The sequence below is a fragment of the Streptomyces sp. NPDC001904 genome (assembly GCF_040297005.1).
GTDB lineage: Bacteria > Actinomycetota > Actinomycetes > Streptomycetales > Streptomycetaceae > Streptomyces.
In genome coordinates this window covers 35243-60255 of the sequence record NZ_JBEOYI010000030.1, presented here as the reverse complement: position 1 = coordinate 60255, position 25013 = coordinate 35243, and the positions used below count along the sequence as shown (strand labels likewise).

Genomic DNA, 25013 nt, shown 5'->3' with positions numbered 1-25013 from the left:
AAGACCCTGAACGGGCCCGATGTCACGGCATCGCGTCTCTTCCTCGACGCGGGCGAGAGGATCAAGGCCAGGAGCGAGTACCCCGCCACTACGATCCTGCCTCCACGCCCGGACGTACGCGCACCTGGTTCCGTCGAGCGAGGCTCGGACCCGGGGCGCGGTGGATCGCGTAGCCCGGGGGAGGGCGTGACAGACGACGGCCCGGAGGCGGTCCAGGGTGAGGGCTACGTGCCTGACCTGCTGCGCCGTCAGAGCAGCCGCAACTGATCCGCCCATGTCGTGGGCGGGGAAAGATTTTCGGCGGGGTGGCATAGCAGGGGGCCTTCACAGGCGTCACCAAGGTCAGGAGCACCACGTCGGTGGTGGGGGAGAGGGAAGGTGACGATGGATGCCGTGCACGATCAGGGCGCGGAGAGTTTCCGGGAGTTCGTGGCCGGTCGGTCGTCGGCGCTGCTGAAGACGGCCGTGCTGCTCAGCGGCGGCGACCGGCACGCGGGCGAGGATCTGTTGCAGAACGCGCTGATCAAGGTCGCGGGGCGGTGGAACCGGGTCGAGGATCCCGAGGCGTATGTGCGGCAGGTCCTGTACCGGCAGCAGATCGGCCGGTGGCGGCTCAAATGGCCCAAGAGGGAAGTGAGTTACGGGGAGGTGCCGGACAGCGCCGGCGGCGAGGGGAGTACCTCGTCCGCTGAGCTGCGCGTCGTCGTGGCCGAGGCCCTGGGCCGGCTCACCGCCCGCCAGCGCAGCGTTCTCGTCCTGCGTTACTTCGAGGACCTGCCCGAGGCGGACGTGGCCCGTCTCCTGGGCTGTTCCGTCGGCACCGTCCGCTCCACCACCCACCGGTCCCTGGCCAAGCTGCGCGGCCTCGTGCCGGAGCTGGGGCCCGGCACCGCCGGACCCTCGCCGTCCCGTGACTACGCGCCCGTGGAGGTGCGCCCGTGAATGTCGAAGAGGTACTGAAGGACACCTTGCGCGAGCAGGCCGCCGCCACCGGCCCCGCCGCGCCCGACCTGGCCGACCGGGTGCTCGTGGCCCGGCGCCGCCGCCGGGGGCGTACCGCCGTGACGGCGGTGCTCGCGGTGACCGCCGTGGTGGCCGCGGCCGTGCTGGTGCCGCGGGCCCTGGAGGACGAGGACCGGACCGCGGGCGTGCTCGACACCGAGGACGTCATCGCGCACACCGACCAGTCGCCGCCGCGCGACGCGATCGCGGCGGGGCGGTCGGCACTGGCCGCGTTCCAGACGTACAAGCACGTGAAGCTGGACGGCGGCGACGTCGAACTGACCCGCACCTACGGCGTGCTCGACCCGAGCACGAAGACCTACCGCAAGACCACCCGGTGGTCCTGGCTGACCGTCGCCCCCGGCCTGCGCACCGCCGCCGTGCTGGAGCGGAAGCTGCCCGCCGACCGGATCGGGATCCTCGACCTCGCCACCGACGAGGTCGTGCGGTGGATCCCCGTCGACCACAAGGTGGCCGCGGTCGCGTTCTCGCCCGACGGCGGCAGGCTCGTCGCGACGACGTACGAGAAGGACCCGGACCACTGGACGACCGGCCCCCAGATGACCGACGGCGGCGAGCCGGGACCGCAGGCCTCGACCCGGACCGGTTTCTACGTCCTCGACGCCGACAAGGGCAGAGGAAAGTGGCACGCGGTGCCCGCCGACGAGTCGAACAGCAACGCCCGCCAGGACTTCGCCTTCAGCCACGCCGGGAACCTCGTGTTCAGCGACGCCATGGGCGGCGGTGACTACTACGACCTGAAGGGCAGGGAAGCGGCGGTCCCCGACAACGCCCTGCACTTCCAGCCGTACGTGGACCAGGGCATCTCCCCGAACGGCACGTTGGTGATCCAGGACGGTGGCGCCGTGCTCGACGCCCGGAGCGGGACCCCCGTCGACCAGCTGTCCGTGCAGACGCCGCTGGCCTGGGCGGACGACGACCGGGTCATCGCCTGGGGCTGCGATCCCAAGCAGTGCGACAAGAAGGGCGAGTTCCGCAATCAGCTGTTGCTCGTCACGCTTCACAGCCACAAGACGGTCCCGCTCAGCGACTTCCGCAAGGCGTCGGCCGACTATCCGGGCCGCTGGTACCCCCAGTTCACGACGCGCTGACCAACTCCTCGTACACCCTGAGCAGCCCGTCGGCCACCTCCTGGCCGGCGGGCCGCAGGGGTGCCCGGACCGGGCCGCCGCCCGGCAGGCCGAGTGCGGCCAGGAGGGCCTTCACGGTGACGGTTCCGGGCAGCCCTGCGCTCATCACCGCTTGTGTCAGCGGCACCGTCAGCCGCTGGCGGCGGGCCGCCTCGGCGGTGTCCCCCGCGTCGTACGCGTCGACGATCGCGCGGAAGGCGCGGGGCGCGGCGTTCGCGACCGTCGAGACGTACCCGGCGCCGCCCAGCGCGTACAGCGCGAGCACGTACTCGTCGCAGCCCGTGTAGTACGCCAGGTCGGTGGCGGCCATGACCGTCTGCGTGCCGAGCAGGTCGTACGCGCAGTCCTTCACGGCGACGATCCGCGGATGCGCGGCGAGCCGGATCATGGTCCCGGGCTCGATGCGGGTGCCGGTGCGGCCGGGGATGTCGTAGAGCATCACGGGTACGTCGACGGCGTCGGCCAGTTCGCGGAAGTGGGCCTCCACGGCGTCCTGCGGCGGCCTGCTGTAGTACGGGGTGACCGCCAACAGGCCGTCCGCGCCTGCTCGTTGGGCCTGCCGGGCCAAGGCGAGCGTGTGCCGGGTGTCTGACGTGCCGACGCCCGCGATGACCGTGGCCCGGCCGTCGGCGGCCTCGCACACCGCGCGCACCAGGTCCGACTTCTCGGCGTCCGTCGTGGTGGGGGACTCCCCGGTGGTGCCGGACAGCACCAGCCCTTCGCAGCCCCCGGCCACCAGCCGGTCGGCCAGTCGCTGCGCGGCGGTCAGGTCAAGGGCGCCGTCGTCGGTGAAGGGGGTGACCATGGCGCACAGGGCGCGGCCGAAAGGGCTGCGGGGGCTTCGCGGGGCGGTGGTGTCCATGGGTGCAGTTTCGGCCGCCCGACGGTGAAGCTCCACTTAAATCTGCTACGAGGTGACGTGGAGCATTGCTTAAGTGGGAGGAGGGTGAAGCGGTTTTTTATGTTGACTTGGCCGGTTCTCCCCTTGTTTTGGCCAAAAGATGTTCTTCAGTGGGATCGGCCGGAATCCGATGAACTGCACAGAAGAAGTTCCTCAGTTCATGCAGTAGTTCGTGCGGTAGATCATGAAGGGGTTCTGGTGCGAGACGTGGTTCTTGCCCTGACCATGCCCGCGCTGATGTGCGCGAGTGGCATCTACGCGGCCGGTGCCGCCTGGTGGCGGCGCAGGCGGCCCACGCCACCGCCGTACTCGCAGGCGGGGTTGCGGCTCGCCGGTGAGCGGGCGGTCGAGGTGGCCGAGGCGATCGTGGCCGACGAGTTCGCGCTCTGCGCCGCCGACATAGGGTTCCCCGATGATCGAAGTGCCGGAGGCATTCGCGCCCGGGACCGTCGCCCGTGAAGGAGAGCCCGGGGTGACCGTCGATCCGAAAGGGTGCGCGGGCGACCCCGCCTACGACGCCGGTACGGTCATCAAGGCACACCTGCTCTTCCTTCTGGCGGAGGACGACCTCGACAAAGCCGTTCGGCGCAGCCTGGACATCTTCACCGGCGCCGCCGGGCCCGACCGCGACCGCGTCCGGCGCCGGTGCCAACTCCGCGCAGTACAGACCGTGTTCCGGGCGCTGCGGCACGGCCCCGGTCGCGAGCGCCCCGGGCTCGACCGCGACGGCGTCGTGGCGCTCGCCGGGGGTCTCGCCGGGCTGCTCACCGAGGAGGTCTGAGGCCCTGCTGCCAAATCGCCCCGTATGCGCCACCATGAAGGCGTAGCTCGCAGGCCGTTCAGGGGAGGCAGCATGAGGCTGGGCAAGGCACTCGCCACCGGGATCGCCGAGGAAGCGCCGCAGGAGGCCGTCGAGGTCGCCGCGGACCGTGAAGTCATCGAGAATCAGCAGCAGTTGACGGGTGCGGCCGATGCGCCGGAGCCCCTCGAGGTTCCGGCCGTCCGATGAGACTCCGGCTCCCCGAGGAGAGCCCGAGGGAGCCGCCCACCGGATTCAAGATCGCCCACCCCGTGCTCCACACGGACGGTGGGCGCGCCGGTTTCCTGGGCGTCTCGCTCGGCGCCGCAGCGCCCTACGGAGTGCTCGACCAGGCGCGGTGCGTGTACGGGAGGCGGCACCGCGTCCCCCACCGGCGCTGCGACTGCGGCTTCCATTGTGTGCACGAACGCGCCGTCGCCGAGGGGCTGCTGGTGCTCGCCGAGCACCGCAAGACGGTGCTCCTCGAGGTCTCCGTGCTAGGCCGCTACATCCGGTTCGAGCGGGGTTTCCGCTACGCGCGGCAGCGGGTGCGCACCATGACCGTGGGGCCGTGCCCGTGCGGTGCCGCCGCGTCGGTGCTCGCCGACGCCGGGTGGGGGCGCGACGGCCAGCGGGCCCTCGAAGCGGCGTGCGGCGGCTGCGTGGGCGGCCGGGCGCGCTGGACCCTCGCGACGTTCGCCGAGCGCGCGGGCCAGGGGCTGAAGGTGATCGCCGCGCCCGGCGCCCAGGCCGACGGTGATCTCTCCGGCATGCCGGAGCTGGTCGCCGAGGCGGCCCTGCTGCAGGCCCGCCTCGACTGGTTCCAGGGACAGCTGGGCCGGCTCGGCGAGGCGCAGGGCGGGGGTGGGCCGGAGGCGCGGCCTTAGGGCGTGTGTCGAAAGTCGCGCCTGCCCCGCCGGGCGGATGACGGGACTTTCGACACACGCCCTAGGGTGCCGGGCCATCCGAACAGATTCTCCGCCTGGACAAAAAATGTTTTCGGTGGGACGGTGGGGTCATGTTCGACGTCACCGTCATCGAGGATCCGGCCGCCGCCGCGGTCTCGCTCGACCCCGTACGGGCCCGGCTGCTGGCCGAGCTCGCCACGGGGCCCGCGTCCGCGGCGATGCTGGCGCCCAAGGTCGGCCTGCCGCGGCAGAAGGTGAACTATCACCTGAAGACGCTGGAGAAGCACGGCCTGGTCGAGCTGGCCGGCGAGCGGCGCAAGGGCAATGTGACCGAGCGGCTGATGCGGGCCAGCGCCGCCAGCTACGTGATCTCGCCCGGAGCGCTCGGCGCGGTGCAGCCCGACCCGGACCGGGACCGCGACCGGCTCTCCGCGCACTGGCTGATCGCGCTCGCCGCGCGGCTCCTGCGGGACATGGGCGCGCTGCTCACCGGTGCCGCGAAGGCCCGCAAGCGGCTGGCGACGTTCGCGCTCGACGGCGAGGTGCGGTTCGCGTCCGCCGCCGACCGGGCGGCGTTCGTGGCGGAGCTGACGCAGGGCGTCGAGGGGCTGATCCGCAAGTACCACGCGGCCGACGCCGTCGACGGGCGCGACCACCGCCTGGTGATCGCCCTGCACCCGAAGGTCCGTGACGAGGAACCCCGACTGCCCACCAGTGACCAGGAATTGACGGAGTGACAGGCCATGACTGACGAGAAGCGACAGGCCGAGAACGCTGAGAACGCCGAGAACGCGGAGAACGCGGAGAACGCTGAGAACGCGGAGAAGAACGGGAAAGAGTTCGAGATCCCCCGCGAGTTCGAGGTGGGCGCCTCGCCCGAGCAGGTCTGGGACGCCGTCACCCGGCACACCGACGGCTGGCAGTGGCCCATGGAGTTCGAGCCCAAGGAGGGCGGTGCGGGCCCCTTCAACTCCGTACTGACCGTGTGGGAACCGCCGCACCGGCTCACCGTCCGCTCCGAGGACCCGGAGGCGCTGCCCCCGTTCCAGACGAGCAACCAGCTCGACTACACGATCGAGCCGAGGGACGGCGGCACCCGCTCCTGGGTCCGCTACGTGCACAGCGGCATCTTCGTCGACAACTGGGACGAGTACTACGACGGCGCCGACAAGCACACCGACTTCTATCTGCACACGCTGCGCCAGTACGTCACGCATTTCCCGGGCCGCACGGCCGCCTTCGCCACCCTCGACGGACCGGCGACCTCGGCGACCGTGGACGCCCTCGCCGCCGTGGGCCGCGCGCTGAACCTGCCCGAGAACGCCGCGGCGGGCGCGCGGGTCCGGGTCCAGGGCCCGGACGGCACGACCCTGGACACCGTTCTCGACTACCGCAACGACTGGTTCGTCGGCCTGCGCACCGACACGGCTCTCTACCGGATCTTCGGCCGCGGCCGCTGGGGCGCCCCGGTCGGCATCACCGTCCACGACTTCGCGCCGGACGCCGACGCCGACCGCAACGCCACCGACTGGAGTGCCTGGCTCACGGCCGTCTTCCGCTGAGCCGGGCGCTCCAGCCGGCCGGATCACGGACGCAGGCGCAGCACCTGCGGGTCGTGGTCGCTGATCTGGTCGTGGAACTCGCTGTTGATGTGCACGCTGTCGTACGTGAAGGAGCCCTTCGACCTGATCGACGGGCTGACCAGGATCTGGTCGAGGACCTGGCTGTTGCCCTGGTAGTCGTACGTGTAGCGCTCGCTCTTCGGCAGCGACTTGATCGCCGACCAGAGCGCCCCGCCGTCCTCCAGGAGCTTCGCCGTCCCCGAGAACTCGAAGTCGTTGATGTCGCCGAGCGTGATCACGTCGGCGTTCCGCTGGACCTTGAGGATGTCCTTCACGAAGGAGTTCACGACTGTCGCCTGCGCGTGGCGCTGCGTCTCGGAGCTGCGCGTCGGCGGCTGGTACTGCGAGGTCAGGCCCTGGTCGCCGCCCTTCGACGCGAAGTGGTTGGCGATGACGAAGACCGTCCTGCCGCGGAAGGTGAACTCGCCGGCCAGCGGCTTGCGGCTGTTCGTCCAGGCCGTGTTCGCCGGGTCGACACGGCCCGGCGACGCGGTGAGCGCGGCCTTGTTCCTGCCGGCGCTGGTCACGCCGACCGCCGTCGTCGCGTCGCCGCCCGCCCGGTCGGTGAAGGACACCCGCTCCGGGTTGAACAGGAACACCTGGCGGATGTTGCCGCCCGGCTCGCCGCCGTCCGCGTTGTTCACCGGGTCGATGGAGCGCCACTCGTAGCGCGGGCCGCCCGCCGCGACGATCGCGTCGATCAGCTTGCCCATCGTCTGGTCGGCGGCGACGGTGCCGTCGTTCTTCGCGCCGTTGTTGTCCTGGATCTCCTCCAGGGACACGATGTCGGGCGAGCGCAGGTTGTCGACGATGGCGGCGGCGTGCTCCTCGAAGGTGGCGTCGCCCGGGTCGAGGTTCTCGACGTTGTACGTCGCCACGGCCAGCTCGCCCGACTTCTGCGCGCGGGTCGTCTCGCGGGTCAGCCCCGACTTCTTCAGGCTGCCCAACTCCCGTGCCACGAGCGTGTATCCGCCGAAGGAGTTGAAGTCGAGCGGGCCCTCGGTGGTGCCGGTCAGCACGTCGCCGACGTCGGCGACCGGGAAGTCGGCGCTCGCGCCGAGCGACTGGATCTGGAGGCGGCCCGAGTTCTGCGACTCGTACGAGCCGTAGCGGGTGCCGCCGCGCTTCGTCGCGTTCTCGTGCGGCTTCACCGTGACCCACAGCTCCGTGTACGGGTCCGACGCGGTCACCACCCGCGACGAGCCGATCCGGACGTTCTGGCCCTCCAGGGACTCGTAGTAGTCGAGGGCGTACTTCCGCGGCTGGAGCGTCAGCCCGTTGACCGAGCCGTTCGCGGCGCTGTCGCCCGCCGGGGTGTAGGCGTCCGGGACGGACTTCGCGCTGATCGTCGTCACCGGGATCGCGTTGCCGGACGAGACGACCGTCACCGTCGCCCTGGATATCTCGGTGAGCGACTGGTTTCCGGACGAGGCGCCGCCCGGCACGTATTCGGTGACCGTGCCGGAGACGGTCACCGCGTCACCGGCCTTGACGGCCGGGGCGGAGCTGGTGAAGACGAAGACGCCCTCACTGGTGGCGGGGTCGGCGTCCGGGTTCGGGTCCTGGAACCAGAAGCCCTTGGACGAGCCGTACGTGCGGACACCGGTCACCACACCGGGGACGTCCGCGACCGCCTGGCCGGCGAGCGGGGAGGTGCGGGTGCTGCCCTGGATGTCGTGGATGGCGACCGTGGCGGCGTGCGCGGGGGCCGTCACCACGACCGCGTAGGTCGCGCAGCTCGCGGTGGCGACGGCGAGCGCGGCCAGGCGCGAACGGGTACGCGCGGAGTACGCGGGCGATACGGACGATACGGATCTGCTCGACAAGGAATGCCTCCGGGGGCGTGCGTGTGGCGAGCGCCGGGACGAGGGTGGAGCGCGCGCGGACCGGGACGGGGGTCCGTCCCGCTCCGTGCTTCCGACTGACTACTGCCTGTCTACGTCTACGCGCGTCAATCTCTTTCCTGGGCAGGGGAGTTGTCAAGGTTTTCCGGGTGTCCCACAGGCGAGCGGAACCTGACGGGTACATGAACTGGGCGGCAAAGGGTCAAATCCGTCTACGCTGAGCGGTCGCAACGCATGACACTTGTACGGCCCGAGGAGAACCAGCCGATGTCAGACAGCTCCCCCCTGCCGCCGGTGCGGCTGCCCGCCGAAGCGGAGCTGGCGCGGGACGCCCTCGCCAGCCCCCTGCTGTCGCGCGCGGTGCGGCTCGCGCGCTGGGCCGGACCCGGCACCCGGGTCGGCGCGGGCGGCGAACTCGTCGAGGAGCAGCTGCCCGCCGCCGCTGCCGAACTGGGACTCTCCGGCGCCGATGCCGACGACGGCGAGGCCGCCGCGTTCGCGAGCGAGGCCTGGCGGATCGCCGTCGACACCGGGCTCGTGGAGGTCGTCGACGAGGAGGAGGGCACCGTCACCGTCGGCGAGGAGCTGGGTGTGCTCACCTCCGGCGGTCCCGCCGACATCCTGGGCCTGTGGCTCGGCGCGCTCGACAGCGTGCTCGCCGACGCCTCCGTGCCGGACCTGGACGACCTGGTCGGTGCCATGGAGGAGGGCGGCGAGATCGACTTCTCGCAGCTCGACTGGGACCCCGACGCCGAGTCCGAGTTCCTGGAGGGCGTCCTCGGCAATCTGTATCTGCTGACCGTCACCGAGGGCGGTGCGGGCGACGGGCCCGTGCCGCTGCCCGCCCTGGCCGCGTCGATGATCGTCCCCGACGACATGGGGGAGCCCACCGACGACATCCTGGAGCAGGTGTCGGACGCGATGATGCGGCTCGACGACCAGTTCCGGCTGCTCGCCCCGGTCGGGCTCGTGGAGTTCCAGCCGGTCGACGAGGCGCTGATGGCGGACATCGACGAGGCGGCCGAGTCCGTCGCCGAGCCGGTCGACGACTCCGACGTCTCCCGGTACGGGATGGTGCGGCTCACTCCGCTCGGGCTGTACGGGATCCGGGCCCGGATGCTGGAGGCCGGGGTGGACGCGCCTGCCGTCGGCGACCTCGTCGACAAGGGGGCCGATGTGCTCCTCGACAGCACGTCCGCCTTCCCGCAGGCCGCCGCCCAGGCCGAGATCGAGCAGTGGGTCGCGCGGCGGGAACCGCTGGGCGCGGCGCGGGAGTTGCTGGCGGCGGCGCGCGGGGCCGATGACGGGGCGCCGTTGCGGCGGCTGCGGTGTCAGCAGGCGCTGTCCCTGGTCGGGGGCGGGGCCGAGCCGGCACTGCGGGAGGTTCTGGACGATCCCGAGCTCGGGGGGCTCGCCCGGGTCTGGCTCGCCGAGCACGGGTTCGGTGACGTGCCCGCGCCGTCGGAGGACCTGGTCTTCTGGCTCACCGTCGACACCATCGCGGCCCAGCTCTCCCTCGAGGGGAACTCGGACGAGTTGCAGGCGCTGGTGGAGGGGCTTGCCGCGCAGCACAGCGGGTTCTTCGCTGCCGCGTGGCGGGTCGAACATCCGGCCACGCCGGATGTGCTGGAGGCCATGGGGCGTCTGCACCCCGACAAGAAGGTCGCCAAGGAGGCGCGGAAGGCTGCCTTCAAGGCGCGGTCTGCTGCGCAGTAGTAGGCGCCTACCTCTCGGGTTGTGTCGGTCGGCTGACAGCCGGTGGGGCTTCTCGCACAGTTGTTGGTCGGGTGCGGCCCGGTGGCCGCTTCTCGCGCAGTTCCCCGCGCCCCTGAGATGCGCACTTCGTGCGGCATCTCATCGACAGGGGCGCGGGGCAGGAGAGCCCCGGGCCGTTCGTGTGCCCGCTAGCAGAGATATCGCGTGGTGTGCTTGAAGGACGACGTCGCCCCGTCGAAGCCGTACGTGCCCCGGTAGGCCGGCGGATTCTGGTACTCCCCGACGATCGTGATCGTGTTCGCGGACGAGCCCTGCCCGGCCCGCTTGGCGTCGAGGCGGATCGAGTCGCCGATGAAGCCGCCCGTGATGTCCCAGGTCGCCCCGCCGGTACCGGACGTGATCCGGCCCCCGGTCACCACGTAGGGATGCGTGTTCGGGTTGATCTTCGCGGTGATGGTGAAGGTCACCGGGCCGTTGTTCAGCTCCAGTTTGCAGTCGACGGACACCGCCTCGGCGGACACGTCGGCCTGCGCGGCGAACGCCTCGGCGTGGTTCTTGACCTCGACGCCCTGCGGATTGTGGAAGCGGTGCTCGGCGCGTGAAGTGCCCTTCTGCTTGCGTGCCTGAGTGGTCATGACGTCACCCCCTATGCCAGTTGCTCGGCGATCTCGACGCGCAGCAACGCGCGGACGTTCTCGATGTGGTTGACGACCGTCACCTGCGGGGAACCGGCGAACAGCAGGCCCACCGCGACGTTGTCGAGGGAGGCCACCAGGGAGCCGGAGTCGCCGCCGTCCGACATGCTCGTGGTGAGGATCTGGTCCCTGAAGCGGGCCGTGCCCGCGGTGCCGTAGTCGACGTCGATCGTCGTGTCGACCGCGATGATCCGGCCGAAGGAGAGGTTCGTCGTGCGGCCGGTCTTCTTCACGAGGTCGCCGACCGCGACATTCGCCTTGCGCCGCCAGGCACGCGGCGCGCCGCTGAAATACTGCTCGCGCGTGGCGTCCTGGAACCGGATCTCGCCGAGCGCGCAGTCGACCACGTTGTTCTGCTGGTCGAGCGGTGTCTGCGGGGCGAACTGGATGGTGATGAACCGGGACAGCGACGCGATCCGGTCCGCCGGGTCGGTGCCGCCGTCGAACGTGCCGGGCTGCAGGATGACGCTGCCCGGCTGCGCCCGGTTGGAGTCGGCGAGCACATGGTTGTTGGACAGGACGTAGAACTTGGCCGGAGTACCGAGACCGGGCCCCGGCGGGTCCACGGTGGCGCCCGGCAGGAAGTCGTAGACCACGCTGCCGAGCGTGCCCGCGGTGATGGCCACGTTGCCGACCGAGAAGCCGGCCGGGCAGGGGCGCATCCGGCGGACCAGGACCTGCGGCTCGAAGGCGGCGAGACCGCCCAGCTCTTCGAGCACCGGCCGGCTCATGCCGCCGAGCTGCTGGGCGACGCCGCCGTCGGGCCCGTAGGCGATCTCCTGCTGACGGGCCCCGGCGCCCGGCCGGATCGGCCGCCGCTGGGCGGAGATCTGGCCGACGGCCACGACGTCGGTGGGGGTGCCGTCGTCCATCAGACGCGGGATCACGTCCCGTTCGGGCAGCAGGGACTCGGGCACCTTCTGGGTGACCAGGACCAGGACGGCCGGTTCACCGGTGGGCTGCCCGTCGGCCCACTTCACGCCGTGGCCGTAGCCGACCACGTTCGTCAGCGGCTGCTCGTGCCGCAGGAAGTCGCTCTGTGCCTGGCGGCGGGAGCTGTCACTGAGCTGAGCGCCGGCCGTACCTCGCATCGATTCGGGCTGGCTCACGCCAGACCACCTCTTCCCCTGACGTGCACATGGGTGCCGTGCACTGCTGTGCGGGGGTTCCCCGGAGCCGGTCAGCGCTCTTCGGGCGGCTCGCCGGGCTTCTCGTCCTGGGCCCGGACGTCGCCGATCGCGAGCACGCGCACCGGCACGCCGTCCAGCTCCGGTGGAACCACGTCGTCCGCGGGGAGCCGGTCCGGGGGCACCTTCCGGGTGACGAAGACGACGATCACGTCCGCCCCCGAGTGCTCGTCCCTTCCGATCCCGACTCCCGTGACATTGGCCAGCCTCATCAGCCGGCTCTCATGGAGGGTGCGTGCCCGCCGTGCGTCCACTCGGCTCGCCACCCCCTCGGCGGGTGCTGCGGTGATGCAGGTAAGGCCTGTCTAGTGACGGCCGGGAGGGTGGTCAAGGCGTTCTGCGTTAAATCTTCTGATTACCGGTGCTGTGCGCCTGTTGACCTTCTTTACGAAGATTCTTCCGAAGTCTGCGCGCAAGCGCCGTCAGGTCCGCAGGTAGGAGGCGCCGTTGAGGTCCAGGACGGTTCCCGAGGCCCACTGCGCCCCGGGCGACGCCAGCCACAGCACGGCCCCGGCGATCTCCTCCGCCGAGGCGACCCGGCCGAACGGGCTCTGCGCCCGCACCTCGTCCGTCAGCCGGTGCGCCACCCGCTCCGTCTCGATGAACCCGGGAGCCACCGACGCCACCCCGATCCCGTACGGCGCGAGCGCGACCGCGAGGGACTGTCCGAGCGCGTGCACGGCGGCCTTCGTCGCCCCGTACGCCGGGTGGTCCGGCTCGCCCTTGAAGGCGCCGCGCGACCCGACGTTGACGATCCGGCCGCCCGTGCCCTGCTCGATCATGCGCCGGGCGGCCAGGTGGCTCAGGTTCGCGGTGCCGAGCAGGTTCACCGCCACATGGCGCCGCCACAGCTCCGACCACTCCTCGTACGAGGTGGTGGCGGGCGGGTGCGGCAGGTTCACGGCCGCGTTGTTGACGAGGACGTCGATGCCGCCCAGGCCCTCGGCCGCCCGCCCGGCGATCGACGCGGCGCCCGCCGGGTCCGACAGATCGCCGCCGACGAGCACATGCCCGCTGCCGCTGAGCGAGTCGAGGGTGGCGCGGGCCTCGGCCTCCCGGGAGCCGTAGTGCACCGCCACCCGGTCGCCGCCCGCCGCGAACGCCTGTGCCAGCGCCCGTCCCAGGCCGCGCGAGGCGCCGCTCACCAGCACGCGCCGTCCGGATTCCGGCAGGTTCACTGAAGTCATGAAAGGGGGCCCCTCGGCTTAGGACGGTGTTCAACCGCCGTTTATACGCGAGCGAGAACGTGTGGCCGAAACAGGCCCGCCCCCCGCTACACCATCACAACGGGAGACAGCCACATGTCGCTCACTCGCAGGGACTTCGCCAGACGCTCCGCGGCCACCGGTGCCGGAGTCGCCCTGGCCGGCTCCGTCGGCGCCCTCGCCACCGCGCCGAACGCGCTCGCGGCCACGGACCACGGTCACGACCATGACCATGACCACGATCACGACCACGGGCACGGGCACGAGCACGGCGTCGGCTACGGACCGCTGATCCCCGACCCGGCCGGCCTGCTCGCGCTGCCCGCCCACTTCTCGTACAAGGTCATCACCTACAGCGGGAAGACCACGCTGGAGTCCGGCGAGTTCACCCCGTCCAACCACGACGGCACCGCCGCCTTCGAGGGCTCGCGCGGCACCACGCTCCTCGTCAACAACCACGAGCTGGCCGGCGCCCGCGCCGACTGGCCGCACCCGGTGCCGCTCACCGAGGGACTCGTCTACGACCCGGGGGCGGCCGGCGGCTGCACCGTCGTCGAGGTCCGCCGCGGCGGCGAGGTCGCCGAGTGGGTCGGCATCGCCGGCACCGCCACCAACTGCGCGGGCGGCTCCACCCCCTGGGACACCTGGCTGACCTGCGAGGAGACCGAGGACAAGGCCGGTTCCAAGGGCTTCACCAAGGACCACGGCTACGTCTTCGAGGTCGACCCCGCCGACCGCCGCGCCAACCGCTCGCCCAAGCCGGTCAAGGCGCTGGGCCGGTACGCCCACGAGGCCGTCGTCATCGACCCCAAGAACGGTCAGGCGCTGCTCACCGAGGACGCCGCGAGCCCCAACGGCCTGCTCTACCGCTGGGTGCCGCCGCACGGCTTCAAGCACGGGCGCGGTCGCTTGCGCACCCTCGCCGACGACGCGGGCGTCCTCCAGGCGTTCAAGTGCTTCGACTCCGGCGGCCGGTTCGTCGACGACCTCTCCCGTGCCACGAAGATCGGCACGGTCTACGGCGTCGACTGGGTCGAGGTCCCCGACCGCGACGCCAAGACGGTCTCCACCCGCAAGCAGTTCAAGGACGGCGAGGTCACCCGCGCCCGCAAGCTGGAGGGCATGTGGTGGGGTGACGGCGGCGCGTACATCGTCTCCTCCTTCGCCCGCACCGAGAGCCCCGTCCAGCACGACGGCCAGGTCTGGTTCTACGACCCCAAGCGCCGCACCCTGACCCTGAAGGTGCTGCTCGGCGTCAACCCGGACCCGTCGGTGGACGGCGCCTTCGACGGCCCGGACAACATCACCGTCTCGCCCTACGGCGGTCTGGTCATCGCCGAGGACGGCGAGGGCGTCCAGCACCTGTTCGGCGCGACCGACAAGGGCCGGACGTACCCGATCGCGCGCAACGAGCTGAACATCGGCACCGAGGAGGACCCGGAGTACAGCGAGTTCACCGGCGTCACCTTCTCGCCCGACGGACGCACGCTGTTCGCCAACATCCAGACGCCCGGCATCATGCTGGCCATCACCGGCCCCTGGAAGCGGCAGCGCTAGCCGATCAGCTCAGCGGGTCCACCGGCGGCGCCTCGCGTTCCGCGGCGATCCGGTGGACCCGCCTGCGCACCGCGAACCAGCCGATCAGAAGCGCGGCGGCGATCGGGATCAGGGTGAGGACCGTGTCCCGGCCCGCGCCGTCCGTGTCGAACCACATCATCACGACGACCGCCAGCAGGAAGGCGACCGTCGACAGCTCGATCCACGGCGATGCCCACAGCCGGAACGCCGGCCGGTGCACCAGCCCCTGCTTCGCGCGCCGCACGAACAGCAGATGACAGATCATGATCATCGACCAGGTGGAGATCACACCCAGCGAGGAGATGTTGGTGACGATCTCGAACGCCTTGTCGGGCAGCCACGCGTTTAGCGCGACACCGAGCAGCGCCACCACCGCCACCAGCAGGATCCCGCCGTACGGGACATGGCTGCGGCTCATCCGGGCGGTGAAGGACGGCGCCGAGCCCGCCATCGACATCGAGCGCAGGATGCGGCCGGTCGTGTAGAGCCCGGAGTTGAGCGACGACAGCGCGGCGGTCAGCACCACCAGGTTCATGATGCCGCCCGCCGAGGGCACCCCGATCTTCGACAGCACCGTCACGAACGGGCTCTCGCTCGCGGAGTACGACGTCCAGGGCAGCATCAGCGTCAGCATCACGACCGAGCCGACGTAGAAGACCGCCACCCGCCACATGATCGAGTTCACCGCCCGCGGCACGACGGTCGCCGGATCGGCGGTCTCGCCCGCCGTCACACCGACCATCTCCACGGCCGCGTACGCGAAGATCACGGTCTGGGTGATCAGCACGACCGGCCAGATGCCCAGCGGGAACACGCCGCCGTTGTCGGCGATCAGGGAGATGCCCGCCGGATGGCCGTCGACCGGCTCGCGCGAGACGAGGAAGTAGATCCCGATCAGCAGGAAGATCACCAGCGCGGCGACCTTGACGATGGCGAACCAGAACTCCATCTCGCCGAACGCCTTCACCGAGATGAGATTGACCGTGAGGACGATCCCCAGGGCGATCGCCGCGAGCACCCACTGCGGCACCGAGGTGAACATCGACCAGTAGTGCACGTACACCGCGGCCGCCGTGATGTCCGCCATCCCCGCCGTCGACCACTGCAGCACGTACATCCAGCCCGCCGCGAACGCGCCCTGCTCGCCCAGGAACTCCCGTGCGTAACTCACGAACGAGCCGGACGACGGCCGGTGCACCACCAGTTCGCCCAGCGCCCGCACGACGAAGAAGGCGAACACCCCGCACACGAGATAGGCGATGGCGAGCGCGGGCCCGGCCTTGGCGAGATTGCCGCCCGCGCCGTAGAGCAGACCGGTGCCGATCGCGCCGCCGATCGCGATCATGCTGATGTGGCGGGGCTTGAGCGTCTTGCTGTAGCCGAGGTCACCGGCGTCGGCGACGCCTTCGGCGGTGGTCGGGTCGTCGAGCCGCGAGTCTGGATTCCTGTCCTGGTGCACGCGGGGAACTCTCGCAAAATAAATGCCTGGCATGGCTGATGCGCGCCGCCGTACAGTCGTTCTTGTCCAGGTGCGACAGGCAGGACCTACTTCCACTCATAATGGGGAGGCCGCGGGTTCGATTCCCGCCGCCGGCATTTTTCGAGCCGGTGTAGCTCAGTGGCAGAGCACCATCCGTCGGTTCCGCCGGCCTTGATCTCTGGACGCATGCATTCTTCGCACCTCCCGGTGCGAAGGCCACGGCTCCTTCTCTCGACAAGAAACCGATGCCGTGGCCGGCCTGATCTCGGGAGGCGCAGCAGATGGTGTGTGCCCGGTGCGCAGACAACGGGTACTTCCTGGATCTGGCGGTTGCGGGTTCGAATCCCGTCGGTGACTTCGGGTCGCCGTAGCTCAAATGGCGAGAGCACCAGACTGTTTCCGTCGTCGATTCCGACCTCGGGCACGCTCCATTCGCTGTGCCTCCCCCTGTGCGCATCTCAAGAATTCGGGGGGAATTCTCATGGCTCGTTACAACCGCAAGGGCGCCAAGCAGGCGCTGCGTTCCGTCGTCCGCACCACCGGCCGTACCGTGCGCACGCACGAGGGCGGCGCCGGCTTCGAGCGGGACGCCCGCTCCGAGCTCTTCCTGCTCGCGGTCGCCAACTTCGTCTCCCAGCGCACCTTCTACGAGGACGGCGCGGACCGCGACGACCGGTTCGCCACGCTCGTGCGCGGGCTCGCCGTCACCGACCCGGAGTGGACCGCGGGCCTGCTCGGCTGGCTCCGCGGCGAGGGGAACCTGCGCACCGCGTCCCTCGTGGGCGCCGCCGAGTACGTGAAGGCACGCCTCGACGCCGGTGCGAGCGACGGACCGTCGAACCGGGCGGTCGTCGCCTCCGTACTGCGCCGCCCCGACGAGCCCGGCGAACTGCTCGGCTACTGGACGCAGGCGTACGGGCGGGCCGTCCCCAAGCCGGTCAAGCGCGGCGTCGCCGACGCCGTGCGCCACCTGTACCACGGCAAGGCGCTCCTGAAGTACGACACCGCGTCCAAGGGCTACCGCTTCGGCGACGTCCTCAACCTGGTGCACGCGGCGCCCGACCCGGCCAAGCCGTGGCAGGGCGAGCTGTTCCGGTACGCCCTCGACCGGCGCCACCACCCCGACACGGCCGTGCCCCCGGCCGGCAGCGACGTCCTGCTCGCCCACCGGGAGCTGATGGCCCTGCCGGTCGCCGAGCGGCGCTCCGTGCTGCTCGCGCCCGACGGCGCCGAGCGGCTCGCGGCGGCGGGCATGACGTGGGAGGCGCTGGCCGGCTGGCTGCAGGGCCCGATGGACAAGGCGGCCTGGGAGGCCGTCATCCCGTCCATGGGCGCGATGGCGCTGATCCGCAACCTCCGCAACTTCGACGAGGCGGGCGTCTCGGACGAGGTCGCGGCGCGGGTCGCGGCCACGATCTCCGACCCGGCCGAGGTGGCGCGCTCGCGGCAGTTCCCGTTCCGCTACCTCGCCGCGTACCAGCACGCCCCGTCGCTGCGCTGGGCGTACCCGCTGGAGACCGCGCTCGGCCACTCGCTGGCCAACGTGCCGTCCCTGAAGGGCCGTTCGCTGATCCTGGTGGACCGCTCCGGCTCCATGTGGAGCCCGCTGTCCGAGCGGTCGCGGCTCAACCGCGCGGACGCGGCCGCCGTGTTCGGCGCGGCGCTCGCGCTGCGGGCGGAGCGGGCCGACCTGGTGCAGTTCGGCACCGGCAGCACCGACGTGATGTACCGCAAGGGCGAGTCCGTCCTGAAGGTCCTGGAGCGCTTCGGCGACCTGGGCGGCACGAACACCGCCGAGGCGGTGCGGCGGCACTACCGCGGCCACGACCGGGTGCTGATCGTCACCGACGAGCAGGCGCACCACAGCCGGCACGGTGACCCGACCGGGCAGGTTCCGGCACGGGTCCCGGTCTACACCTGGAACCTGGCCGGGTACCGGGCGGGCCACGCGCCCTCCGGCTCCGCGAACCGGCATGTGTTCGGCGGGCTCTCGGACGCGGCGTTCCGGATGGTGGCGCTGCTCGAGGCCGGGCGGGACGCGGACTGGCCGTGGGGGTGATCCCCGGGCGGCTCCGTGCCCCGCCCGGGGGAGCGCCGGAAGAAAAGTCTTCGGTAAGGGAACGGTAAAGCGGAGCCGCTCGTTACCTGGGGCATGACCGCTATGACCCCCGGCTCGAACATCCCGCTCACGGCGCAGCGCGTGGCGGTGGACGTCAGCGCTCCCGTGCGGCTCGACGTCTCGGGCCTGCTGCTCACCGCCGACGGCAAGGTGCGCTCGGACGACGACTTCATCTTCTACAACCAGCCCGCCGGGCCCGGTGTGACGTACGCGTCGGGCGGGGGCGCGTCCCCCGACTCGATCACCGTCGACACCTCGGCCGTGCCGCCCGGCATCGAGAAGATCGTCGTCACCGCGAGCCCGGACGCCGAAGGCCAGACGTTCCAGGGCATCGAGCCCACGGCCACGATCCGGAACGCGGACGACGGCTCGGTCCTCGCCACGTTCACCCCGCCGCAGCTCGGCACGGAGACGGCGCTGGTGGTCATGGAGGTGTACCTGAGGAACGGCGCGTGGAAGGCCCGCGCGGTGGGCCAGGGGTATGCGAACGGGCTGGCGGGCATCGCCACCGACTTCGGCGTCTCCGTCGAGGAGCCGGCGGCCCCGGCCGCGCCCGCCCAGGCCCCGGCCGCCCCGGTGACGTCCCCGCCCCCGCCCACCACGGCGCCGGTCGACCCGCGCATCGCGCCGCCCCCGCCGCAGGCCGCGGCGCCCGCAGCCCCTGCGGCTCCCGCCGCCCCGCCGGCCCCCGCCCCGGGCGCCGGGAAGATCAACCTCGACAAGGGGCGGGTCTCCCTCCAGAAGAACCAGACGGTGTCCCTGGTCAAGGCGGGCCGGCCGCTGCTCAGCCAGGTCAAGATGGGCCTGGGCTGGGAGCCGGCCTACGGCGGCAAGGACATCGACCTGGACGCGTCGGTCATCGCGTACGGTCCGCAGCGCAACCACATCGACAGCTGCTACTTCGGCAAGCTCTCGATCGTGAACGGCGCCATCAAGCACTCCGGTGACAACCTCACGGGCGAGGGCGGCGGCGACGACGAGGTGATCGTCGTCGACCTGGGACGTCTCCCGCAGGACGTCACGGGCCTGGTCTTCACGGTGAACTCGTTCTCGGGCCAGAAGTTCACCGAGGTCGCCAAGGCGTACTGCCGGCTGCTCGACGCGGCGACGGGCGAGGAGCTGGTCCGCTTCGACCTCACGAACGCCGAGGCGCAGACGGGCGTCATGATGGCCAAGCTCATCAAGCAGTTCACCGGTGAGTGGGAGATGACCGCGATGGGCGACTTCGTGAAGTCGCGGACCGTGCGCGGCATGGTGAAGCCGGCGGCACAGGCGCTCTGACGCCCGTACGGCCGATCGGCTGAGGCCGCCCGCACCCAGGTCCTGTCCGGCGTACGGTGGGCGCGTCGGGGCAGACAGCGAGGAGGCCGCTCGTGGCGCATGTGGAGTCGGTGGAGCCGGTGACCGCGGGACTGGCGCGGATCCGGGAGGATCTCGCCGCGTTCTACCAGGACCTGCACCGGCATCCGGAGCTGTCCCTCCAGGAGACCCGGACGGCCGCCCTGCTCGCGGGGCGGCTGCGGGACGCCGGGTTCGACGAGGTCGCCGAGGGCGTCGGCACCACCGGAGTCGTCGGCGTGCTGCGCAACGGCGAGGGGCCCGTGGTCATGCTCCGCGCCGACTTCGACGCGCTGCCCGTCGAGGAGAAGACCGGCCTGCCGTACGCCAGCACGGCCCGCGCGGTGGACCACGAGGGCCGCGAGGTCCCCGTGATGCACGCCTGCGGCCACGACATGCACGCCACCTGCCTCGTCGGCGCCGCCACCCTGTTCGCCCAGGCCCGCGACGCGTGGTCGGGCACGCTCCTTGTCGTCTTCCAGCCCGCGGAGGAACTCGCCGTCGGCGCCCGGGGGATGATCGACGACGGTCTCTTCGAGCGGTTCCCCGCCCCGGAGATCGTCCTCGGTCAGCACGTGGGGCCGCTGCCCGCGGGCTTCATCGGGTACGGCACGGGACCCGTCATGGCCTCGGCCGACTCCCTCCACGTCACCCTGCACGGCCGCGGCGGCCACGGATCGCGTCCGGAGGCGACCGTCGACCCGGTCCTGATGGCCGCGCACGTCGTGACCCGGCTCCAGGGCATCGTCGCCCGTGAGGTCTCCCCGGCCGAGCCCGCCGTCGTCACCGTCGGCCGCCTCCAGGCGGGCACGAAGGACAACATCATTCCCGACCGCGCCGAGCTCGGGATCAACATCCGTACCTACACACCCCAGGTCCGTGATCAGGTGCGGGCCGCCGTCGAGCGGATCGTGCGCGCCGAGTCGGCGGCCGGCGGCGCCGTCGCCGAGCCCGACCTGGTCTGGTCCGCCGCCGCACCCGCCCTGGTCAGCGACCCCGACGCCACGCGCGCCACGATGGCCGCCTTCGCCGGGCACTTCGGCGAGCAGCGCGTCCAGACCCTTCCGCTCGTCACCGCGAGCGAGGACGTCGGCGTGTTCGGCGAGACCCTGAAGGTGCCCACCGTCTTCTGGTTCTGGGGCGGTCTCGACCCGGAGCCGACGATCGCCGCCTTCCTGGAGGGCCGCGCCGACCAGCTCCCCAGCAACCACTCGCCGTTCTTCGCCCCGCTGATCGAGCCGACGCTCAGCACGGGCGTGGAGGCGCTGGTGATCGCCGCCCACACCTGGCTGAGCCGTCCCTGATCCGGCCGCTACGGCACCACGACGATCTTCCGGCCCACCCCGGAGGCGAACTGGTCGAGGGCCTGCGGGTAGCTGTCCAGCGGGAGCCGGTCGCTGATGAAGACGTCCGGGTCGAGGACACCGCCCGCGAACAGCTCGGCCGCGCGCTCGTAGCTGTGCAGGACCGCCATCGAACCGGTGATGGTGATCTCCTGGTTGTAGATGCGGTACGGGTCGATGGTCACCCGGGTCGCGTAGTCGGCGACGCCGAACTGGAGGAACGTACCGGCCTTGGAGACCCGGCCGAGGCCGTCCTGGATCGCCGCCGCGTTGCCGGTCGCGTCGATGACGACGTCCCAGCCGGCCGGCCGGTCGAGTTCGTCGGGGCCCGCCGCCGAAGCCGACACGCCCAGCCGCTTCGCCGTGGCCAGCCGGTCGGGGTTCAGGTCGACGACGTCGACGCTCGCCGCGCCGGTCCGCTTGGCCAGCTCCAGCATCATCAGGCCCATGGTCCCGGAGCCGTAGATCAGCACGTGCGCGCCGAGCCGGGAGTTCAGCACGTCGTAGCCGCGCACCGCGCAGGACAGCGGTTCGATGAGGGCCGCGTCCTGGGTGCGTACGTGGTCGGGGAGGAGGACGCAGTTGGCGACGGGGGCCAGCGCGTACTGGGCGGCGCCGCCCGCGGTGGTCACACCGATCGCGGCCCACCGCTCGCACAGGTTGCCGCGGCCCGCCCGGCAGAAGCGGCACTCGTGACAGTGCAGGGAGGGGTCGACGGCCACCCGGTCGCCCACCCGTACCTCGGTGACGTCGCGGCCCACCTCGGCGACCGTGCCGGCGAACTCGTGGCCCGGCACCACCGGCAGCGTGGGCGCGAACTCGCCCTGGCGGATGTGCAGATCGGTGCCGCACAGTCCGCAGGCCGCGACCTCGACGACCACGTCCCGCGGACCCGGCGTGGGGTCGGGCACCTCGCCGACGGTGACCTTGCCGACGGACTCGACGATCGCTGCCTTCATTTCACTGCTCCCAACGACAGGCCCTGGACCAGCTTGTCCTGGGCGGCGAACCCCGCGGCGAGCACCGGCAGGGAGATCACGAGCGACGCGGCGCACACCTTCGCCAGGAACAGGCCCTGGCTGGTGATGAAGCCGGTCAGGAAGACGGGCGCGGTCTGGGCGACGACCCCGGTGAGCACCCGTGCGAAGAGAAGTTCGTTCCAGCTGAAGATGAAGCAGATCAGGGCCGTCGCCGCGATGCCGGGCAGCGCGATGGGGGCCACGACCCGGGTGAGGACGGTGGGCAGCCGGGCACCGTCGATCTGCGCCGCCTCGATCACCGCGACCGGCACCTCGGCGAGGAACGACTGCATCATCCACACCGCGATCGGCAGGTTCATCGACGTGTAGAGGATGACCAGCAGCCAGATGTTGTCGAGGAAGTCGGTGTTCTTCGCGAACAGGTAGATCGGCAGCAGCCCGGCGACGACCGGCAGCATCTTCGTCGACAGGAAGAAGAACAGGACGTCGGTCCACTTCTTCACCGGCCGGATGGAGAGGGCGTAGGCGGCCGGAAGCGCGAGGAGCAGCACGAACAGGGTCGAACCGACCGACGCCACCAGCGAGTTGATGAGTGCGGGCCAGGGGCTCGCGCCGCCGCCCGCGCCGAAGAAGTCGCGGTAGCCGTCGAGGGTCAGCGCGGCCGCGAAGGACGGCGGGTTGGTCGCGGCGTTCTCCTCCGAGTGGAAGGAGGTCAGGACCATCCAGGCGATCGGCAGGAAGAAGACGATGCCGAGCAGCCAGGCGACGAGACCGAGCCCCTTGCCTTTGAGGACCGTTGCGAACTTCATCCGCGGGCCACCTCCTCGCGGAACAGCGACGACACGACGCGCAGCGCGAACGTCGCGATGATGATGGAGCCGATGACGACGAGCACGCCCGCCGCGGAGGCCAGACCGTTCTCGTGGGCCTGGTAGAAGGTCTGGTAGACGGTGTAGGGCAGGTTCGCCGTGCCCAGGCCGCCGGAGGTGAGGGTGAACACCGCGTCGAAGTTCTGCACGATGTAGATCGAGCCGAGCAGGGCGCCGAGTTCGAGGTAGCGGCGCAGGTGGGGGAGGGTGAGGTGGCGGAAGATCTGCCAGGGGCTCGCGCCGTCCATCCGGGCCGCCTCGATCTGCTCGGCGGAGCGTGACTGCAGGCCCGCGAGCAGGATCAGCATCATGAACGGGGTCCACTGCCAGATCAGCGACATCTCCACGGCGAGCAGCGGCGTGTTCGAGATCCAGTCCGGCTGGGGGCCGCCGACGTAGTGCAGCAGGCCGTTGAGCAGTCCGTACTCGGGGTTGTAGAGGACGTGCTTCCACAGCAGGGCGGCCGCCACGGGCACGACGAGGAACGGCGCGATCAGCAGCGTACGGACGATGCCGCGGCCTCTGAACCTCCGGTCGAGGAGCAGGGCGAGCGCGAGGCCCGCGACCAGGCTCACCACGACCACGGTCACCGTCAGCAGGATCGTCGTCAGGACCGACTTGCGCAGATCGGGGTCGGTGAGGACCTCGGAGTAGTTGGCGAACCCGGCGAAGTGGCGGGCGTCGGGGTAGAGGGCGTTCCAGTCGAAGAACGAGATCACCAGCGTGGCCACGAACGGCAGCTGGGTGACGACGATCATGAAGACCAGGGCGGGGAGCAGCGGCGCGCGGGTGGCCCAGGCGCGCAGCCGTCGGGGCGGGCGCCGGCTCGCGGCGGTCTGCGGGGCGGCCACGGGGGCCGAGGTCACGGTCGTCATCGGCCCTCGTACTCCTTCGCGATCTCGGCGGCGAGCTTCTGGGACTTGTTCAGCGCCGAGTCGACGGACTGGCGGCCGGCGATCGCCGCGCTGATCTCCTGCGAGACCTTGGTGCCGAGATCGGTGAACTCGGGGATGCCGACGAACTGGATGCCCGGTGCGGGCCGCGGCTGGACGCCCGGATCGCGCGGCCTGGCGCCCTCGATGGCGGCGCGGGTCTGGTCCTGGAAGGCGGCGGCCTCGGCGCGGTACTGCGGGATGTCGTACGTCGACGCGCGTTTGCCCGCGGGCACGTTGGCCCAGCCGAACTTCTCGCCGACGAGCTTCTCGTACTCCTTGCCGGACGCCCAGGAGATGAACTTCCAGGCCTTGTCGGGGTTGGGGGACGCCTTCTGCAGGCCCCACGCCCACGTGTACAGCCAGCCGCTCGACTCCGTCTTCTCGGTGGGCGCGGCGACGTACCCGATCTTGCCCTTGACCGGTGACTTGGCCGACTCCAGGGACCCGGCGGCGGACGTGGCGTCGTACCACATGGCGGTCTTGCCCTGGGTGAGGTTGTTGAGGCACTCGGCGAACCCGGACTGCGCGGCGCCCGACTCGCCGTGCTTGCGCACCAGGTCGACGTAGAACCGCGTCGCGTCCTTGAAGCCCTTGTCGTCGAGGCGCGCCGTCCAGTCGTTGTCGAACCAGGTGCCGCCGTAGGTGTTCACCACCGTCGTCAGCGGCGCCATCAGCTCGCCCCAGCCGGGCAGGCCGCGCAGACAGATGCCCTTCATGCCGGACTCGGCCCCGTCGGCCTTCGCCGCGAGGTCCGCGACCTGGTTCCAGGTCGGGTGCGCGGGCATCTTCAGGCCCTTCTTCGCGAAGACGTCCTTGCGGTACATGAGGAAGGACGACTCGCCGTAGAAGGGCTCCCCGTAGAGCTTGCCGTCGTCGCCGGTGAGCGACTGGCGCATGGGCGCGAGGATGTCCTGCTGGTCGAAGCCCGGGTCCTTCTTCACGTACGGGCCCAGTTCGTGCAGCCAGCCGTTGCGGGCGTAGATCGGGATCTCGTAGTTGGAGAGCGTCGCCACGTCGTACTGGCCCGCCTGGTTGGCGAAGTCCTGGCTGATCTTGTCGCGGACGTCGTTCTCCGGCAGGACCGTGAAGTTCACCTTGATGCCGGTCTCGCGGGTGAAGTAGCGGGCGGTGAGTTTCTGCAACTCGGTCATCTGCGGGTTGTTCACCATCAGGACGTTGATGGAGTCGCCGCCCCCGAGTCCGCCCGCTCCGGCCCAGCAGCCGGACAGCAGAGGGGTGAGCAGCGTCCCTGCGGCGGCCGTCGCGAGCAGGGCGCCCGGTGGCCTCCGTCGGCTCTGGGTTCGCATGGGTGCTCCTGGACTTCTGTCGCGTAGGGGATGA

24 protein-coding genes are annotated in these 25013 nt (G+C 71.0%); 13 read left to right on the top strand and 11 right to left on the bottom strand.

Going from position 1 to position 25013, the window contains the following annotated elements; all coding sequences use genetic code 11:
• Window positions 1-384: 384 nt before the first annotated feature.
• Window positions 385-942, top strand: a complete 558-nt coding sequence (locus ABT127_RS33685; protein WP_351458598.1) for a SigE family RNA polymerase sigma factor — start codon at window positions 385-387, stop codon at window positions 940-942.
• A complete protein-coding gene (locus ABT127_RS33680; RefSeq protein ID WP_351458509.1) occupies window positions 939-2114 on the top strand; it encodes a YncE family protein in 1176 nt (391 codons plus the stop codon). Before ABT127_RS33685 ends, ABT127_RS33680 begins: the two co-directional genes overlap by 4 nt.
• Here the strand turns inward: ABT127_RS33680 and dapA are convergent.
• A complete protein-coding gene (dapA, locus tag ABT127_RS33675; RefSeq protein WP_351458506.1) occupies window positions 2101-3015 on the bottom strand; it encodes a 4-hydroxy-tetrahydrodipicolinate synthase in 915 nt (304 codons plus the stop codon). The two genes, ABT127_RS33680 and dapA, sit on opposite strands and share 14 nt — an antisense overlap.
• A gap of 237 nt (window positions 3016-3252) precedes the next feature.
• Between dapA and ABT127_RS33670 the strand changes: the two genes are divergently transcribed.
• The 6 genes from ABT127_RS33670 (at window position 3253) to ABT127_RS33645 (ending at window position 6323) form a co-directional block, all read left to right on the top strand.
• Window positions 3253-3513 (top strand): hypothetical protein, encoded by a 261-nt coding sequence (locus ABT127_RS33670; RefSeq protein ID WP_351458503.1) that lies wholly within the window; start codon window positions 3253-3255, stop codon window positions 3511-3513.
• 13 nt (window positions 3514-3526) lie between these two features.
• Window positions 3527-3835, top strand: coding sequence for a hypothetical protein (locus tag ABT127_RS33665; protein WP_351458501.1), 309 nt, complete (start codon window positions 3527-3529; stop codon window positions 3833-3835).
• Window positions 3836-3907: 72 nt separating this feature from the next.
• The gene (locus ABT127_RS33660; RefSeq protein ID WP_351458498.1) at window positions 3908-4063 is read left to right on the top strand and encodes a hypothetical protein; all 156 of its coding nucleotides are present in this window, start codon (window positions 3908-3910) and stop codon (window positions 4061-4063) included.
• The gene (locus tag ABT127_RS33655) at window positions 4060-4740 is read left to right on the top strand and encodes a hypothetical protein (RefSeq protein ID WP_351458496.1); all 681 of its coding nucleotides are present in this window, start codon (window positions 4060-4062) and stop codon (window positions 4738-4740) included. Before ABT127_RS33660 ends, ABT127_RS33655 begins: the two co-directional genes overlap by 4 nt.
• A 131-nt stretch (window positions 4741-4871) precedes the next feature.
• The gene (locus ABT127_RS33650; RefSeq protein ID WP_351458494.1) at window positions 4872-5498 is read left to right on the top strand and encodes an ArsR/SmtB family transcription factor; all 627 of its coding nucleotides are present in this window, start codon (window positions 4872-4874) and stop codon (window positions 5496-5498) included.
• A gap of 6 nt (window positions 5499-5504) precedes the next feature.
• The gene (locus ABT127_RS33645) at window positions 5505-6323 is read left to right on the top strand and encodes an SRPBCC family protein (protein WP_351458492.1); all 819 of its coding nucleotides are present in this window, start codon (window positions 5505-5507) and stop codon (window positions 6321-6323) included.
• A gap of 23 nt (window positions 6324-6346) precedes the next feature.
• On the opposite strand, the gene ABT127_RS33640 is transcribed toward ABT127_RS33645, so the two are convergent.
• Complete coding sequence (locus ABT127_RS33640) at window positions 6347-8209, bottom strand: DUF8508 domain-containing protein (RefSeq protein ID WP_351458490.1); 1863 nt, start codon at window positions 8207-8209, stop codon at window positions 6347-6349.
• A 285-nt stretch (window positions 8210-8494) separates the two neighbouring features.
• Here ABT127_RS33640 and ABT127_RS33635 point away from each other — a divergent pair, with 285 nt between their 5' ends.
• Complete coding sequence (locus tag ABT127_RS33635; protein WP_351458488.1) at window positions 8495-9943, top strand: hypothetical protein; 1449 nt, start codon at window positions 8495-8497, stop codon at window positions 9941-9943.
• A gap of 188 nt (window positions 9944-10131) precedes the next feature.
• Here ABT127_RS33635 and ABT127_RS33630 read toward each other — a convergent pair whose 3' ends face one another.
• The 4 genes from ABT127_RS33630 to ABT127_RS33615 all read right to left on the bottom strand — a co-directional run bounded on the left by ABT127_RS33630 (window position 10132) and on the right by ABT127_RS33615 (window position 13012).
• Window positions 10132-10578, bottom strand: coding sequence for a hypothetical protein (locus tag ABT127_RS33630; protein ID WP_351458486.1), 447 nt, complete (start codon window positions 10576-10578; stop codon window positions 10132-10134).
• A gap of 11 nt (window positions 10579-10589) precedes the next feature.
• The gene (locus ABT127_RS33625) at window positions 10590-11729 is read right to left on the bottom strand and encodes a chymotrypsin family serine protease (RefSeq protein ID WP_502971826.1); all 1140 of its coding nucleotides are present in this window, start codon (window positions 11727-11729) and stop codon (window positions 10590-10592) included.
• Window positions 11730-11818: 89 nt separating this feature from the next.
• Window positions 11819-12037: a hypothetical protein gene (locus ABT127_RS33620; RefSeq protein ID WP_351458480.1), complete on the bottom strand. Its 219-nt coding sequence runs from the start codon at window positions 12035-12037 to the stop codon at window positions 11819-11821.
• Window positions 12038-12247: 210 nt separating this feature from the next.
• Window positions 12248-13012, bottom strand: coding sequence for an SDR family NAD(P)-dependent oxidoreductase (locus tag ABT127_RS33615; RefSeq protein ID WP_351458478.1), 765 nt, complete (start codon window positions 13010-13012; stop codon window positions 12248-12250).
• Between the two features lie 114 nt (window positions 13013-13126).
• On the opposite strand from ABT127_RS33615, the gene ABT127_RS33610 reads away from it, so the two are divergent.
• Window positions 13127-14587 carry an alkaline phosphatase PhoX gene (locus tag ABT127_RS33610; RefSeq protein ID WP_351458475.1) on the top strand — a complete coding sequence of 487 codons (1461 nt, stop codon included), beginning with the start codon at window positions 13127-13129 and terminating at the stop codon, window positions 14585-14587.
• Between the two features lie 4 nt (window positions 14588-14591).
• On the opposite strand, the gene ABT127_RS33605 is transcribed toward ABT127_RS33610, so the two are convergent.
• Entirely contained in the window at window positions 14592-16067 is a 1476-nt protein-coding gene (locus ABT127_RS33605) for an amino acid permease (protein ID WP_351458472.1), read from the bottom strand.
• Window positions 16068-16569: 502 nt separating this feature from the next.
• Between ABT127_RS33605 and ABT127_RS33600 the strand changes: the two genes are divergently transcribed.
• The 3 genes from ABT127_RS33600 (at window position 16570) to ABT127_RS33590 (ending at window position 20849) form a co-directional block, all read left to right on the top strand.
• Window positions 16570-18147 carry a TROVE domain-containing protein gene (locus ABT127_RS33600; RefSeq protein ID WP_351458469.1) on the top strand — a complete coding sequence of 526 codons (1578 nt, stop codon included), beginning with the start codon at window positions 16570-16572 and terminating at the stop codon, window positions 18145-18147.
• Between the two features lie 102 nt (window positions 18148-18249).
• Entirely contained in the window at window positions 18250-19488 is a 1239-nt protein-coding gene (locus ABT127_RS33595) for a TerD family protein (protein WP_351458595.1), read from the top strand.
• A gap of 92 nt (window positions 19489-19580) precedes the next feature.
• A complete protein-coding gene (locus ABT127_RS33590; protein ID WP_351458466.1) occupies window positions 19581-20849 on the top strand; it encodes an amidohydrolase in 1269 nt (422 codons plus the stop codon).
• Window positions 20850-20857: 8 nt separating this feature from the next.
• Here the strand turns inward: ABT127_RS33590 and ABT127_RS33585 are convergent, their stop codons facing one another.
• Genes ABT127_RS33585 through ABT127_RS33570 form a run of 4 tightly spaced genes read right to left on the bottom strand, consistent with a single transcriptional unit; the run spans window position 20858 to window position 24979 of the window.
• On the bottom strand, window positions 20858-21847 hold the full coding sequence (locus tag ABT127_RS33585; protein ID WP_351458463.1) for a zinc-dependent alcohol dehydrogenase family protein: 990 nt from the start codon (window positions 21845-21847) through the stop codon (window positions 20858-20860).
• Window positions 21844-22677 (bottom strand): carbohydrate ABC transporter permease, encoded by an 834-nt coding sequence (locus tag ABT127_RS33580; protein ID WP_351458460.1) that lies wholly within the window; start codon window positions 22675-22677, stop codon window positions 21844-21846. Before ABT127_RS33580 ends, ABT127_RS33585 begins: the two co-directional genes overlap by 4 nt.
• Complete coding sequence (locus ABT127_RS33575) at window positions 22674-23612, bottom strand: carbohydrate ABC transporter permease (RefSeq protein WP_351458457.1); 939 nt, start codon at window positions 23610-23612, stop codon at window positions 22674-22676. Before ABT127_RS33575 ends, ABT127_RS33580 begins: the two co-directional genes overlap by 4 nt.
• The gene (locus ABT127_RS33570; RefSeq protein WP_351458452.1) at window positions 23609-24979 is read right to left on the bottom strand and encodes an ABC transporter substrate-binding protein; all 1371 of its coding nucleotides are present in this window, start codon (window positions 24977-24979) and stop codon (window positions 23609-23611) included. The genes ABT127_RS33575 and ABT127_RS33570 overlap by 4 nt, the downstream gene beginning before the upstream one ends.
• Window positions 24980-25013 lie beyond the last annotated feature (34 nt).